Consider the following 12786-nt stretch of genomic DNA (forward strand, 5'->3'; position numbering starts at 1 on the left):
GAAGCGACGAAGCAATCCAGAATGCTTCTGCGGATATAGTCTGGATTGCTTTGCTGCGCTCGCAATGACGGTGTTGAGGCAGTGGCGACTGGCCCCCTCACTTCCGAAACTGCTCCAGAAACATCCGCAGACTGTCATGCGGGCTCTCGACATCGGTGATCAGCCAGCCTTCGGGTCCGTTGACCAGGACGAAGTTCAGCGTGACCTTCCGCCCGCGATTGTCGAAATTCGCCGCGACATAAGTCTTGTCGTATTGCCTGCGAACGACCGCGATCGCGACCGGGCCGAGCTTCCAGTTCGGGCTCTGCACCAGGAAGTCGTAGGGCTCGACCCTCGGCGCGCTCCAGGCCCTGCGCAGGCTGGGGTCGAACAATTGCCGGGCGGAGGCGGCATCGCGCGGCAGGCCTTTTGACAGCTCCGGCGCGCCTTCGCCGTAGTGCGCGTAGACATTGCGGACCAGCGATTCCGGGGTGCGGAAACCGGCGTCCGCCGCGGCCAGCCAGAGCCCGGCGAGCAGGGCCACAATGCCCGCAAGTTCCCTCATGTCTTGCCGCTCGCTTTATCAGCCGCCAGTCTTGGCTTACAAGCCTAGCATTCAGAGACCGGGGCCGAAACGAGATGCGCGAATTGTTCGATGAGGTTGCGGGGCGGTCCCCGCTCGATCCGCAGGAGGCGGTGCGCCAGGCCGCGCGTACGCCGCGGCGCAAGCGCTTCTACAAGGAGGCGGGCGTGGCCGAGGCCGAGGGCGGCTTCGCCATCACGCTGGACGGCAGGCCGATCCGGACGCCATCGGCCCGCCAGGTGGTGATCCCGTCGCGCGCGCTGGCCGATGCCGTGGCCGCGGAATGGGCGGCTCAGGGCGAGACGATCGATCCCGTGACGATGCCGCTGACGCGGATCGCCAACAGCGTCGTCGAGGGTGTCATCGATCGCGTCGAGCTCGTCAGCGACGACCTTGCAAAATACTTCGAGACCGATCTGCTGTTCTATCGCGCCGGCCACCCCGAAGGGCTGGTCGCCCGCGAGGCCACGCATTGGGACCCCGTGCTGTTCTGGGCCGCGGAGACGCTGGGCGCGCATTTCATCCTGTCCGAGGGCATCATGCATGTGAAGCAGCCGGACGAGGCCGTTCAGGCCGCCCGCGCCGCGCTGCCCGGTGATCCCTGGTCGATCGCGGCGCTCCACGTGGTCACGACCCTGACCGGTTCTGCGCTGCTGGCGCTGGCGCTCGCCCATGGCGTGCGCGATGCCGGCCAGGTCTGGGCCGCCGCCCATGTCGACGAGGACTGGAACGCCGAGAAATGGGGCGTGGACGAGGAGGCGGCTGCCCGCCGCGCCGCCCGCCTGAAGGATTTTCAGGCCGCCGTGGCGGTTTTGGCGGCCGTGAAGCCGCAAGCGGACAAAGGTCCTTAACGAGAGGTTTACGACGGGGCCTTAGGGTGGGGCCAGCGTTCCCAGGGCCCCTTCAGATGCCGACGCCGATAAGCTCGATCGTTCCCGTCAGTGCCGCCAGCCCTGTGGCTGATGCGGCGACGCCCGATCTTGTGCTCCAGGCCGGCAGCGTCGTGGACGCAAGGGTCGTCAGCGTGATGGCCGACAATCTGGTGCGGATCGCGATCGCCAATCTGTCGATGGATGTGATGTCCGAGGTGTCGCTGACACCGGGGCAAAATCTCCAGCTCGCAGTGTCGCAGAACGACGGCAACATCAGGCTCGCCATCATGAACGGGGCAGGCGAGGCGACGGCCGATCAGATCACGCTGACGCCGCGGGCGGTGTCACTCGTGGACAGCCCGTCGCTGGCGCCATCTGCGACCACCGCACGCAACACGCTGACGCCGTTGGAGCAGGTCGCCGTCACCGTGGCTTCGGCCGAGGCGGCGACAAAACAGGGCAGTCAGGCGCCGCTGTTCGCCAATCTCGCCTCCGTCGTCACCGGCAGCGATCTGCCGGCCGGACTGAAGCAGGCGGTGCTGGACGTGCTGGCGCAGCAGACGCCGCTCAACACCGCCCTCGACGGCGGTGATATCGAATCCGCCTTCCAGAAGTCCGGCCTGTTTCTCGAGGCGTCATTGGCCGCAGGCGCAACGCCGTCCTCCGGCACAATGCCGGACCTGAAGGCCGCGCTGCTGGTGCTGCGCCAGACATTGGCCACGCTCGAGACCGCCGCGCCACAGGCGCAAGGCGCCGCGATCGCTACGGCGGGGACATCGCAGGTCGCCGCCGTGCCGGCTCAGGCTGCGTCGCCGTCGACCGAGCTCGATATGACCCAACAGCCGCAGATGCCGCGCAGCGCCCATCTCGCGGCCGCTGTGCTCGCCGACATCGCCGGCGGCGCTCCGCAGGCCGCGATGCCGCGAACCATGTCCGCCGGCCTTGCCGCGGCCCTCCTTCAGGAGGTTACGCAAAACCTGCCGCGCCTGATCGGCAACGTGCCCGGCTCCAACAAGGCCGTGCCCGACGGCCATCTCTTCGAGGCCGCGGCGCGCGCGACACCGCCGCCGTTCCGCGGCGCGCTGCCGGCGCCGCAGGGGATCGCCTCTCCATCGCTCGCGCCGGATACGCCGCTCTCCGCAACGGTGCACCGTCTACTCGACGACACCGATGCCGCGATCGCGCGTCAAACGCTGCTCCAGGTCGCTTCGCTGCCTGATCGCACCGATGCCTCCGGCCATCGCATCGACCCGACCGCGCCGCAATGGAATTTCGAGATTCCCTTTGCGACGCCGCAGGGCACCGCGATGGCGCAATTCGAGATCTCGCGCGATGGCGGCAATGAGTCCTCTGATCCCGCCAAGCGCGCCTGGCGCGCGCGCTTCACGCTCAATGTCGAGCCGGCCGGCCCCGTGCATGCGCTGATCACGCTCAACGGCGACAAGACCTTTGTGCGGATGTGGGCGGAGCGGCCCGCGACCGCGCAGCAGCTCCGCGCCGGCATCGGCGAGCTCAATCAGGCCCTGACGCGCGCCGAGCTCAAGCCCGGCGACATCCTGGTGCGCGACGGCACGCCGCCGCAGCCGGCGCCGGCCCGCGCCGGCCACTTCCTGGATCGCGCCACATGAGCGATCCATCCAAGCTCGCAATTGCGCTGCACTACGAGAAGGGCAGCAACGCGCCCGTCGTCGTCGCCAAGGGCAAGGGCACGATCGGCGAAAAGATCGTCGAGATCGCCAAAGCCAACGACATCCCGATCGAGGAGAACGAGATCTTGGCCGGCGCGCTGTCCAAGGTCGAACTCGGCGAGGAGATTCCGCCCGACCTCTACAAGGCCGTCGCCGAAGTGCTGGTGTTCGTGTTGCGGCTGTCGGGCCGGGGGCGGTAGAGCATGATCCGGAAAAGTGTGCAGCGGTTTTCCGACAAGATCATGCTCAACAAATAACCTGTCATCGTTTCACCACGATAGCAGCTGCATGGTCGCGGCCATCTTCATTGCCCAACGGATACCGCTCTTGCTGACCCGCCGCTCCACGCTTGGCCTTCTCGCCGCAGCTGCCACCATGCCGCAGCGTGCGTTCGCGCATGTCGCGCCGCCGCGCAACGAGATCCGCGACAGCCTGGCAAAGCGCTTCACCGATCTCGGCACGGCGGGCACCTTCGTCGGCTACAAGGTCGAGGACTATCTGATCGTCGCCAGCGACAAGGAGCGCTCGGGCGAAGCGAAGCTGCCGGCCTCGACCTTCAAGATCCCGAACTCGCTGATTGCGCTGGAGACCGGCGTGGTCACCGATCCCGACAAGGACGTGTTCCCCTGGGACGGCGTGAAGCGGCCGATCGAGGCCTGGAACAAGGACCACACGATGCGCAGCGCCATCGCGGTCAGCGCCGTGCCGGTCTATCAGGAGATCGCGCGCCGGATCGGGCAAGAGCGGATGCAAAAGTATGTCGACATGTTCGACTACGGCAATCGCGATATCGGCGGCGGCATCGACCAGTTCTGGCTCACCGGCAATTTGCGCATCGACCCGGTCGAGCAGATCGATTTCGTCGATCGGCTGCGCCGCCGCGCGCTGCCGATCAGCAAGCGCAGCCAGGACCTCGTCGCCGACATCCTGCCGGTGACCAAGGTCGGCGACAGCGTCATCCGCGCCAAATCCGGCTTGCTCGGCGCCGAGCGCGGCGAGCCGTCGCTTGGCTGGATGGTCGGCTGGGCCGAGAAGGGCGAGGCGCACACCGTGTTCGCGCTCAACATGGACTGCAAGGAGCCGCGTCTCGTCGGCGAGCGCATGCCGTTGACGCAAGCCTGCCTTGCCGAGATCGGCGCGATCTAGCTGGCGCGTACGAACCTGCTAGCATCCTTCCGACCAAACAAAAGAAAAGGTCGGGAGGATAAAATGAAGTCAACGCCACTCTGGCTGTCGTCGCTCACGTTGGCCGCCGCCGGCGGCTGGCTCGCAGCCACGATGTTTGCCGCACCCGCCACCAGCAAGGAGCCGCGCTTTCCGCAGCTCACCATGGACCAGCTCGACGCCAAGCAGAAGCCGCTCGGCGAGCAGATCATGAAGGTGTCGAGCGTCGGCATCGGCGGGCCCTACAATCCGATGATCCGCAGCCCGGCGCTCGGCCAGCGACTGTTCGACCTGTTCTACTATCTGCGCTGGGAGACCTCGGTCCCGACCAAGCTGAATGAGTTCGCGATCCTGATCATCGGGCGGCAGTGGCGCTCGCAGGTGGAATGGTTCGCGCATGCGCCGCTGGCGGCCAAGGCCGGCCTGTCGGCGGATATCATCGCGGAGCTGAAGGCCAACAAGCGGCCGTCGAAAATGGCCGATGACGAGGCCGTGGTCTACGACTTCGTCACCGAGATCACGACGACCAAGAAAGTTTCTGACGAGACCTACACGCGGGCGAAGAAGGTGTTCAACGATCAGCAGATCGTCGATCTCACCGCGGTTGCCGGCAATTACGTGATGGTCGCGATGCTGCTGGCCATGGCGGAAGAGACGGTGCCGCCGGACAAGCAGGAGCCGTTCAAGCCGGGCGAGCCGTAGGAGGCGCGAGGAGCCCGCGACAAAATTGCGATGCCGTAGGGTGGGCAAAGGCGCATAGCGCCGTGCCCACCATCATCTAGTTGGTGGGCACGCTTTCGCTTTGCCCACCCTACGGCAGCGCGTGCGGGGCGGACAGTCTCACCCCAACTTGAACAGCGCCTGCAAAAACTCCACCACCGCCTTGCGCGACTCGGCGGCGGTTGTGGGGTTGCCGCCGACATGTGGGTTGAGCTCGACGCAGGAATCCTTGTAGGTGAACGGCGCGTTGGTATCGCCGTTCATCAGCACGCCGCCGTCGCCTTCCTTGATACGGCAGTTGCGCACGGTCTGCGCGTTGGCCGACACCGCAACGGCGCTGACGCCGAGCAGGCCGCTGTCGAAGCCGTGCGCGCTGTCGGGGTATTCGGTCAGCACCACATCGCGCCCGGCCGTCTTGAGCCGTCCGACGAACGCCTTGCAGCTCGTCACGGGATTGTAGTCGTCGGGCGTGCCATGGAAGATGCGGATCGGGCGTGCGGCGACGTCGCCGTCGCTTTGATACGTCGTCGAGCAATCCGGATAGAAGGGAATGTAAGCCGCGAACTGCACGCCGGACTTGTTCCAGAGCTTGTTGAAGCGATCGAGGCTCGCATAGAGCGTCGCCTGTCCGCCGCGCGAGAAGCCCATCAGCACGATGCGGTCAGGATCGACGCGGGGATGCTTCGCAAGAATCTCCAGTGAGCGGTAGATGTCGACGATCAGGTTGAGCCGGCCGAGCAGGGCCTGGTTCGGCCCCACCACCGTCAGCCCGCGGCCGGTAAAACCGTCGATCACGAAGGTCGAGATGCCCATGGCGTTGAAAGCGTGCACCCAGGCCTCGGTCGTGGCGCCGACGCCGCTCGAGCCGTGCATCAGCACCACGACGGGAAGCTTGCCGGTGCCCTGGGCGACGCGGAATTCGCCGGCGACCGTCACCGGCTTGCCGGCCGCCGCATCGCCGCTGAGGAATTGCTGGTCGGAGAGGGTGAGCGAGGGGATCGGATAGATCTCGGCGCGAGTGGCGACTTCCTTCGGCAGGGATTGCGCGTTGGCGCCAATGCCGGCGAGCAGTGTTGAAATGCAGAGCGCCATAGCGACGCGGAATGCCGTCGGCATCGTGATCCTCCCCCATGATTTTCATGGAGTAGAACAACGGACCTGCGCACTGTCAATTTGATGCGCGACGACCTCAGGTCTTATCCGCCTTCTTCGCCATCAGCGCCTGGTCGATCGCAAAGCCGCCGATCTCGCTCATCGCTTCCGAGATCACGTCGCCCTTGCGGGCAAAGCCGGCGGAGAGGACATCGAACTGCACCCGTGCCAGACGCAGCACCTCGAGCGGCACCGAGACCGCGGTGTCGTTGAAGCTGTCGACGGAGGCGCGCAAGCCGTCGAGCTCGGTGGTGAGCTTGCCGATATGGCTTTCCGCATCCTGCATCAGGCCGAGCAGCTTGCCGCGTTCGGCGTCGAACGCGGCGCGCTCGGCTGCCGCGGCCGCGGTCACCTCGGCGAGCTGGGTCCCCAGCGCCGCGATCTGGCTGACCATGGTGCTTGAGGCGAGCGCGGTCGTCTCGCGCAGCTCTACAAGGCGCTTGGTCTCTTCCTGTTGCTCGTGAAACAGCCGTTCGGCGGACATCGCCCGTTGCTTGAGCGATTCGATCAGCGCGGCCGCGCGCAGCAGCATCTCGCCGTTGCGCCCCGACACCATGCTGGCCATCCGCCGCAGGAAGTCGGTGGTTTCGGACGGGCTGTTCGGCGGCAGGGGGACGACCGTGGCGGACATGGGTGATGCTTGCAGCCAGACGTGGTGACCGCCGCCGTACCGACTGAGCTCACGCAACATTCGGCGCCTGATCGTGAAGGGAGCAAGCCTGAATCGGCCGGCCCGGTCAACCGGTGGGGGCCGACAAAACGACGGCAATCCCCTCAGGCGTCTTTCTGGCGGCCGATCCGCCCGAGATGGGTGAAGCCGAACCCGGCCGAATATTTCAGGCCGTAGCCGAGCGCCCGGTCGATGCCGATATGGGCGAGCCAGATCATGGCGATGGACAGCGTGAGCGGCGAGGCGAAGCCGAAGCCCAGCGTCAGCAGCGCCACCGGCGCCATGTAGCTGTGGGCGGCATTGTAGACCAGCGCCCCGAATCTGGCGTCGGCGAGGTACGCCAGGAAGCTCAGATCGGGGACGAAGAAGAGCAGGGCGAACACCAGCCACGAGCCGCCCCAGGAGGCGTAGAGCATCACCATCCCCGTGAACAGGGTCAGGCCTTCCAGCCGCAGCAGGATCTTGACGCCGCCGGTCGCCGCGCCCGTCTCGGCCGTTACCTCATCCATTGTCGTCTCCCAGGCAAAACTCTGTAATTCCTTGCGCTTTCCCGCTGCGGCAAGGCAGCCCTGCGGCGCCGAAAGCGGCTTCCCGGCCCGCAAAATGCCGTGTTAGAACCCCCGGCAATCGCATTTAGGCTAAGAACTGGCGGGAGCAAATGAAGAATATCCTGGACGCCCTTGAAGATCGTCGCGCCGGCGCAAAGCTCGGCGGCGGGGAGAAGCGCATCGAGGCGCAGCACGCCCGCGGCAAGCTGACCGCGCGCGAGCGCATCGAGCTCCTGCTCGACAAGGGATCGTTCGAGGAGTTCGACATGTTCGTCGAGCACCGCTCCACCGAGTTCGGCATGGAGAAGAACAAGATCCCCGGCGATGGCGTCGTCACCGGCTGGGGCACTGTCAACGGCCGCAAGACGTTTGTCTTCGCGAAAGACTTCACGGTGTTCGGCGGCTCGCTCTCCGAAACGCACGCGCTGAAGATCACAAAACTTCAGGACATGGCGATGAAGGCGCGGGCGCCCATCATCGGCCTCTATGACGCGGGCGGCGCCCGCATCCAGGAGGGCGTCGCCGCGCTCGCCGGCTATTCCTATGTGTTCCGCCGCAACGTGCTCGCCTCGGGCGTGATCCCGCAGATCTCCGTCATCATGGGGCCCTGCGCCGGCGGCGACGTATATTCGCCTGCCATGACCGACTTCATCTTCATGGTGAAGAACACCAGCTACATGTTCGTCACCGGCCCCGACGTGGTGAAGACCGTCACCAACGAGGTCGTCACGGCCGAAGAGCTCGGCGGTGCCTCGGTGCACGCCACGCGCTCCTCGATCGCCGACGGCGCCTTCGAGAACGACGTCGAGACGCTCTTGCAGATGCGGCGCCTGATCGACTTCCTGCCGTCCAACAACACCGACGGCGTGCCGGAATGGCCGAGCTTTGACGACATCGGCCGGGTCGACATGTCCTTGGACACGCTGATCCCCGACAATCCGAACAAGCCATATGACATGAAGGAGCTGATCCTGAAGGTCGTGGACGAGGGCGATTTCTTCGAGATCGCAGATGCCTTCGCCAAGAACATCGTCACCGGCTTTGGCCGCATCGCCGGCCGCACCGTCGGCTTCGTCGCCAACCAGCCGATGGTGCTGGCCGGCGTGCTCGACTCCGACGCCTCGCGCAAGGCCGCGCGCTTCGTCCGTTTCTGCGACGCCTTCAACATCCCGATCGTCACCTTCGTCGACGTGCCGGGCTTCCTGCCGGGCACCGCGCAGGAATATGGCGGCCTGATCAAGCACGGCGCAAAACTGCTGTTCGCGTATTCGCAGTGCACGGTGCCGCTGGTCACCATCATCACCCGCAAGGCCTATGGCGGCGCCTTCGACGTCATGGCCTCCAAGGAAATCGGCGCCGACATGAACTACGCCTGGCCGACCGCCCAGATCGCCGTGATGGGCGCCAAGGGCGCGGTCGAGATCATCTTCCGCGCTGACATCGGCGACCCCGACAAGATCGCGGCGCGCACCAAGGAATACGAAGACCGCTTCCTGTCCCCCTTCATCGCCGCCGAGCGTGGCTACATCGACGACGTCATCATGCCGCACTCGACGCGCAAGCGGATCGCCCGGGCGCTGGCGATGCTGAAGGACAAGAAGGTGGAGACGCCGGCGAAGAAGCACGACAATTTGCCGTTGTGAGGCCTCGTAGCCCGGATGGAGCGTAGCGAAATCCGGGTTTTTAACCCAAGTGCCGCATGTCGCTGATGACCGAAGACGATCCGACCGACGAGATTTCAGACATTGAGGCGCGGATCGAGCGGCTGGCCGAGATCGCCGAGCGATGCCGGAAGTACATTCTAGCATCCAAAATCGCGATTGGCGGCGGCGGCGCGCTGTTGTTGATCACGATCCTTGGGTTGTTCGGGACAGGTCTGACCGCGGCGCTCGGATCGATCGCCCTGGTGCTGGGTGGGATTGTGTCGCTCGGTTCGAACATCAGCACGCTGCAGCAAACCGAGAGCGCCATCGGTGCTGCGGAGGCGCTTCGCGCGCAACTGATCGGCAGGATCGACCTTCGCGTGGTTGAGGACACGCCGCTGAAATTGGTGTGAGGCGAAATTCGTAGGGTGGGTTAGCCCCGCGACTGCGCGAAGCGCAGTTCGCGCGGCGTAACCCACCATCCTTGTTGAAGCATGCGCTGGCGGATTGCGCTTGCGCTAATCCGCCCTACGTTTGGCATCCGCCGCAGCGAAATGCGTCATCTGATCGGCGTGGGCTTTTGCGAACGCCGGACGGCCCGTGGCGCGTGCGACGTAGTCGCGGCAGGCAGGACTGTCCGCCAGGCCGTCGAACTTGTCGACGACGCGCAGCACGTCCGACATCAGGATGTCGGCGACGGAGAAAGACCCCGCCAGCCATTCGCGGCCGGCCAGCACCGTCTCCATGTGCTTGAGCCTGAGTTTTAGGAAGTCGTCGACGAACTTCACGGCAGGTGAGCCATCGTCGCTGCCGGTGAACTTGAACATCGTCCAGGGCAGGGCAGGCATCTCCACCGAATTGAGCGCCGCGAACACCCACTCCTTTGCCTCGCTGCGACCGCGCGGATCGGTGGGCATCAGCCTGTCGCTGAGTTCGCCCAGATGCAGCAGGATCGCGCCGCTCTCGAAGATCGAGAGGTCGCCGTCGGTCAGCCACGGCACCTGGCCGAACGGCTGGTGCGCGAAATGCGCGGCGTCCCGCGGGCCAAACGGCACGCTCGCGACGCGGTAGGGCAGCGCGGCTTCTTCCAGCGCCCAGCGCACACGAAGGTCGCGCACGAAACCCCGCGGCATCTCGGGAACCCAATCGAAGGTGGTGAGGGTGAGGTTGGCCATGCGGTGTCTCCGTGCTGTCTGGGCATAGGACGGATGAAGGACGCGCGTTCCGACAGGCGCGGACGGTTTTTCTCCGCGGGCAGGGACCGTAGGGTGGGCAAAGGCGCACTTGCGCCGTGCCCACCATCTTTTGGCCGACGACAGAAGTGGTGGGCGCGCTCCGCTTTGCCCACCCTACGGGGCCACTGGGCTTCGCTCACTGCCCAAGCTTCGCCAACTTGCCTTGCTTCGCGGCGTCGACCGCGCGCTCTGCATCTTCCGGCAGCAGGGTCCGCTCCGCCACCTGCCGCGCCGCCTCGCGGCGGACCGCCGCCACATACGCCCCATCATCTGCATATCGCTCCGCGATCGACAGCCTGGGATCGTGCACTTCCTTCCGCGCGGCCTCGGTCGGTGCGAATGGCACCACCGCGCCTTGCAGCGGATAGAGCGCCGTCGGGCCAAATCCTTGCGCGCGCGGATTCCATGCGGTGTAGGTCGCGCGTGGCACCGCGAGCGCAAGCTGGCGGATACCTGCGATGGCCATGCCGTCATTGTCCGCCTTCGGCACGAACACGGGATAGCGGCCGATCTCCTTGGGCGGCAGCACGCTCTGGTCGGAGAAGGCGGCGAGCGTGTGGATGCCGGCATAGGGCAGGCCGGGGATATCCATCGGCACCGCGCCTTGCGCCGGCACCAGCGTGCCGTGGGCGCGCATGGGGACGCGGCTTGCGGGCGGCTTGATGCCGTCGCTGATCCAGGCGTTGAGGTCGGTGAGCAGCGCGCGCATCGGCCCGCCCGCATGCATCGGGTTCTGCGGCAGCGACATCGCCGGCACGCCCTTGCGCATCACGTCGGCGGCTTCTGCGAAATGCGGCGTGCCTGCGATCATGTAAGCGCGGACGTTGTCGGGGAGGTCGAGGTGGTTGCCGGCGAGGTCGGTGACCAGCAACGAGGCGTGCGAGGCCCACCATTCGTGCTCGCTGTCGGTCTGCATCATCTTCGGACACGTCGCCGAGAGCGCGCAACGGCGGAGCAGGCCGTCGGTCTTGCCGGAATAGGGATCGCTGAGGCTCGCATAAGTGAAGGGGAAGAGATCGGCCTGCCACGCCGGATCCTGCGGATGGCGCGGGTTGCGGCCGGGCTGGCCGAAGCGGACGTTTGTCGCCATCCGCCGCGTGCCCGCGACATGCGGCATCAATCCGTCGAACACCGTGCGCCCCTGGAGATCCTCGTTGAAGCCGAGATAGAGGAAGTCGCGCAGGAAGCGGCCGGATTGCGACACGCCGAAGCCGATGGCGCGGCTGACGGAGGGATGCAGGCCGTTCAGCAGCGGGTTCGCCTGCGTCTCGTCGTGGCGGAGAAAGCTGACGACGTCGCGCACGGCGGCATAGCCCATGCCGAGCGGGACAGGATCGCGCGCGGTGTAGGTGATCTCGTAGAGCGCGCCGGCATCAAAACCGTCGGGCCGGGTGATCTCCACCGTCACGGGATCGACGAGCTTTGCGAGGAGGCCAGAAGGCGACTGCCGCGGATCGGCCCAGGCGGCGCGCACGGAGACCTTGAGGTCGGCGGCGTCGGTCGCCGGCCAGGTCAGCGTCGCACGCGCGGGATTGGTCGTGTTGTCGAAGACCACCTCTTCGCGCGCGGGCCCGGTGATGGTCTTCAGCACCGGCGCCGTCATCGCCATCTGGCCGGGCTTGGAGGGGATGTCGCCCTGCCAGCCGACCCAGACCATCGTAAAGCCTTGGCGATGCAGGAAGCCGATGCCGGCGTCCTCGGCCTTGTCGGCATTGTTGGCGCCGGGCTGGGCGGAATCGTCGAACAATTGCGGTGCCAGCTTGCGGCCGCGATTGGGCACCTCGAGCAGCAGTGTGCCGTTGCCGTGGGTGGGATCGGTGGGCCGCAGGATCACGACGTCGGCGGTGGCTGCCACCTTGCCGTCGGAGCTACGCGGCGCGAGCGCGAGGTCGGTGATGACAGCGTTGCGATCGTCCGACGGGTTGAGCGCGAAGGTCGCGCGCGCGGTGATGCGCTCATAGGTGCCGACATCGCCAAAGCTGCGTCCGGCAAAGGCGGGCTCGCGCGCGAGGATGTCGAAGCGGACGATTTCGGCGAGCGAGACCGTGGGCCACAGGCACGTGATCGCAACGAGGCCCGTGATGATCCTGCGCATGGCCATTCCTTCCCCCATCGGCGCGATCCGAATGTTCCGTCGCGCGGGCTTTTTTGTTGCCGCGACTATAACCGTCTATGCTGCGGCCAAACAACGGGAGGAAACACATGCCTGCTGCCTACTCCGTCGTCCGTGCCACCGTCACCGACGCCAGCAAGCGCGCCGCCTTCGACACATGGTACGAGACGGAACATGTGCCGGACGCGGTGAAGGCGTTCGGCGTGAACAAGGCCTGGCGGTTCTGGAGCCTCGACGATCCCTCGCTGCATCAGGCCATGTATCAGTTCGATGACGAGGCCAGGCTGGCTGCGATGCTCAGGGGCGATGCGTTGAAGCAGCTCGTCGCCGATTTCAATCGCGACTGGCCGGACGTGAAGCGCACGCGCGAGACGCTGGTGCTGGCGCAGGAGTTTGCGAAGCAGGACGCCGGAGCGTAG

At 66.0% G+C, this 12786-nt stretch carries 14 protein-coding genes; 8 read left to right on the forward strand and 6 right to left on the reverse strand.

Annotated features, from left to right (window positions below; all coding sequences use genetic code 11):
- Positions 1–97: 97 nt before the first annotated feature.
- The gene (locus AB7290_RS16990) at positions 98–544 is read right to left on the reverse strand and encodes a hypothetical protein (RefSeq protein WP_085405468.1); all 447 of its coding nucleotides are present in this window, start codon (positions 542–544) and stop codon (positions 98–100) included.
- Positions 545–618: 74 nt separating this feature from the next.
- Between AB7290_RS16990 and AB7290_RS16995 the strand changes: the two genes are divergently transcribed.
- The 5 genes from AB7290_RS16995 to AB7290_RS17015 all read left to right on the forward strand — a co-directional run bounded on the left by AB7290_RS16995 (position 619) and on the right by AB7290_RS17015 (position 4988).
- Positions 619–1413 (forward strand): ATP12 family chaperone protein, encoded by a 795-nt coding sequence (locus AB7290_RS16995; protein WP_085405469.1) that lies wholly within the window; start codon positions 619–621, stop codon positions 1411–1413.
- Positions 1414–1469: 56 nt separating this feature from the next.
- Positions 1470–3062 (forward strand): flagellar hook-length control protein FliK, encoded by a 1593-nt coding sequence (gene fliK / locus AB7290_RS17000; protein WP_085405470.1) that lies wholly within the window; start codon positions 1470–1472, stop codon positions 3060–3062.
- Complete coding sequence (locus AB7290_RS17005) at positions 3059–3322, forward strand: EscU/YscU/HrcU family type III secretion system export apparatus switch protein (RefSeq protein ID WP_028151179.1); 264 nt, start codon at positions 3059–3061, stop codon at positions 3320–3322. The genes fliK and AB7290_RS17005 overlap by 4 nt, the downstream gene beginning before the upstream one ends.
- A gap of 88 nt (positions 3323–3410) precedes the next feature.
- Positions 3411–4268, forward strand: a complete 858-nt coding sequence (gene blaOXA, locus AB7290_RS17010; RefSeq protein WP_434057414.1) for a class D beta-lactamase — start codon at positions 3411–3413, stop codon at positions 4266–4268.
- A 63-nt stretch (positions 4269–4331) separates the two neighbouring features.
- Entirely contained in the window at positions 4332–4988 is a 657-nt protein-coding gene (locus tag AB7290_RS17015) for a carboxymuconolactone decarboxylase family protein (RefSeq protein WP_085405471.1), read from the forward strand.
- 138 nt (positions 4989–5126) lie between these two features.
- On the opposite strand, the gene AB7290_RS17020 is transcribed toward AB7290_RS17015, so the two are convergent.
- The 3 genes from AB7290_RS17020 to AB7290_RS17030 form a co-directional block, all read right to left on the reverse strand.
- Complete coding sequence (locus tag AB7290_RS17020) at positions 5127–6122, reverse strand: dienelactone hydrolase family protein (protein ID WP_085405472.1); 996 nt, start codon at positions 6120–6122, stop codon at positions 5127–5129.
- A gap of 73 nt (positions 6123–6195) precedes the next feature.
- A complete protein-coding gene (locus AB7290_RS17025; protein WP_085405577.1) occupies positions 6196–6789 on the reverse strand; it encodes a hypothetical protein in 594 nt (197 codons plus the stop codon).
- A 143-nt stretch (positions 6790–6932) separates the two neighbouring features.
- Entirely contained in the window at positions 6933–7337 is a 405-nt protein-coding gene (locus AB7290_RS17030) for a DUF4260 domain-containing protein (protein WP_085405473.1), read from the reverse strand.
- A 149-nt stretch (positions 7338–7486) separates the two neighbouring features.
- On the opposite strand from AB7290_RS17030, the gene AB7290_RS17035 reads away from it, so the two are divergent.
- Both AB7290_RS17035 and AB7290_RS17040 read left to right on the forward strand, forming a co-directional pair.
- Entirely contained in the window at positions 7487–9019 is a 1533-nt protein-coding gene (locus AB7290_RS17035) for an acyl-CoA carboxylase subunit beta (protein WP_038943754.1), read from the forward strand.
- Positions 9020–9084: 65 nt separating this feature from the next.
- Complete coding sequence (locus tag AB7290_RS17040; protein ID WP_085405578.1) at positions 9085–9432, forward strand: hypothetical protein; 348 nt, start codon at positions 9085–9087, stop codon at positions 9430–9432.
- Positions 9433–9537: 105 nt separating this feature from the next.
- Here the strand turns inward: AB7290_RS17040 and AB7290_RS17045 are convergent, their stop codons facing one another.
- Positions 9538–10194: a glutathione S-transferase family protein gene (locus AB7290_RS17045; RefSeq protein WP_354115489.1), complete on the reverse strand. Its 657-nt coding sequence runs from the start codon at positions 10192–10194 to the stop codon at positions 9538–9540.
- A 196-nt stretch (positions 10195–10390) separates the two neighbouring features.
- A complete protein-coding gene (locus tag AB7290_RS17050; protein ID WP_354115488.1) occupies positions 10391–12355 on the reverse strand; it encodes an alpha/beta hydrolase domain-containing protein in 1965 nt (654 codons plus the stop codon).
- Positions 12356–12456: 101 nt separating this feature from the next.
- Between AB7290_RS17050 and AB7290_RS17055 the strand changes: the two genes are divergently transcribed.
- A complete protein-coding gene (locus tag AB7290_RS17055) occupies positions 12457–12786 on the forward strand; it encodes a hypothetical protein (RefSeq protein ID WP_085405474.1) in 330 nt (109 codons plus the stop codon).

Origin of the sequence: Bradyrhizobium sp. 613_E4_N2_2 (assembly GCF_052075995.1) — a bacterium.
GTDB classification, from domain to species: domain Bacteria; phylum Pseudomonadota; class Alphaproteobacteria; order Rhizobiales; family Xanthobacteraceae; genus Bradyrhizobium; species Bradyrhizobium barranii.

Excerpts from the sequence above, each read along its gene's own strand:
- AB7290_RS16990 (WP_085405468.1), bottom strand. The coding sequence starts at position 544 with ATGAGGGAACTTGCGGGCATTGTGGCCCTGCTCGCCGGGCTCTGGCTG.
- AB7290_RS16995 (WP_085405469.1), top strand. The coding sequence starts at position 619 with ATGCGCGAATTGTTCGATGAGGTTGCGGGGCGGTCCCCGCTCGATCCG.
- fliK (WP_085405470.1), top strand. The coding sequence starts at position 1,470 with ATGCCGACGCCGATAAGCTCGATCGTTCCCGTCAGTGCCGCCAGCCCT.
- AB7290_RS17005 (WP_028151179.1), top strand. The coding sequence starts at position 3,059 with ATGAGCGATCCATCCAAGCTCGCAATTGCGCTGCACTACGAGAAGGGC.
- blaOXA (WP_434057414.1), top strand. The coding sequence starts at position 3,411 with ATGGTCGCGGCCATCTTCATTGCCCAACGGATACCGCTCTTGCTGACC.
- AB7290_RS17015 (WP_085405471.1), top strand. The coding sequence starts at position 4,332 with ATGAAGTCAACGCCACTCTGGCTGTCGTCGCTCACGTTGGCCGCCGCC.
- AB7290_RS17020 (WP_085405472.1), bottom strand. The coding sequence starts at position 6,122 with ATGCCGACGGCATTCCGCGTCGCTATGGCGCTCTGCATTTCAACACTG.
- AB7290_RS17025 (WP_085405577.1), bottom strand. The coding sequence starts at position 6,789 with ATGTCCGCCACGGTCGTCCCCCTGCCGCCGAACAGCCCGTCCGAAACC.
- AB7290_RS17030 (WP_085405473.1), bottom strand. The coding sequence starts at position 7,337 with ATGGATGAGGTAACGGCCGAGACGGGCGCGGCGACCGGCGGCGTCAAG.
- AB7290_RS17035 (WP_038943754.1), top strand. The coding sequence starts at position 7,487 with ATGAAGAATATCCTGGACGCCCTTGAAGATCGTCGCGCCGGCGCAAAG.
- AB7290_RS17040 (WP_085405578.1), top strand. The coding sequence starts at position 9,085 with ATGACCGAAGACGATCCGACCGACGAGATTTCAGACATTGAGGCGCGG.
- AB7290_RS17045 (WP_354115489.1), bottom strand. The coding sequence starts at position 10,194 with ATGGCCAACCTCACCCTCACCACCTTCGATTGGGTTCCCGAGATGCCG.
- AB7290_RS17050 (WP_354115488.1), bottom strand. The coding sequence starts at position 12,355 with ATGGCCATGCGCAGGATCATCACGGGCCTCGTTGCGATCACGTGCCTG.
- AB7290_RS17055 (WP_085405474.1), top strand. The coding sequence starts at position 12,457 with ATGCCTGCTGCCTACTCCGTCGTCCGTGCCACCGTCACCGACGCCAGC.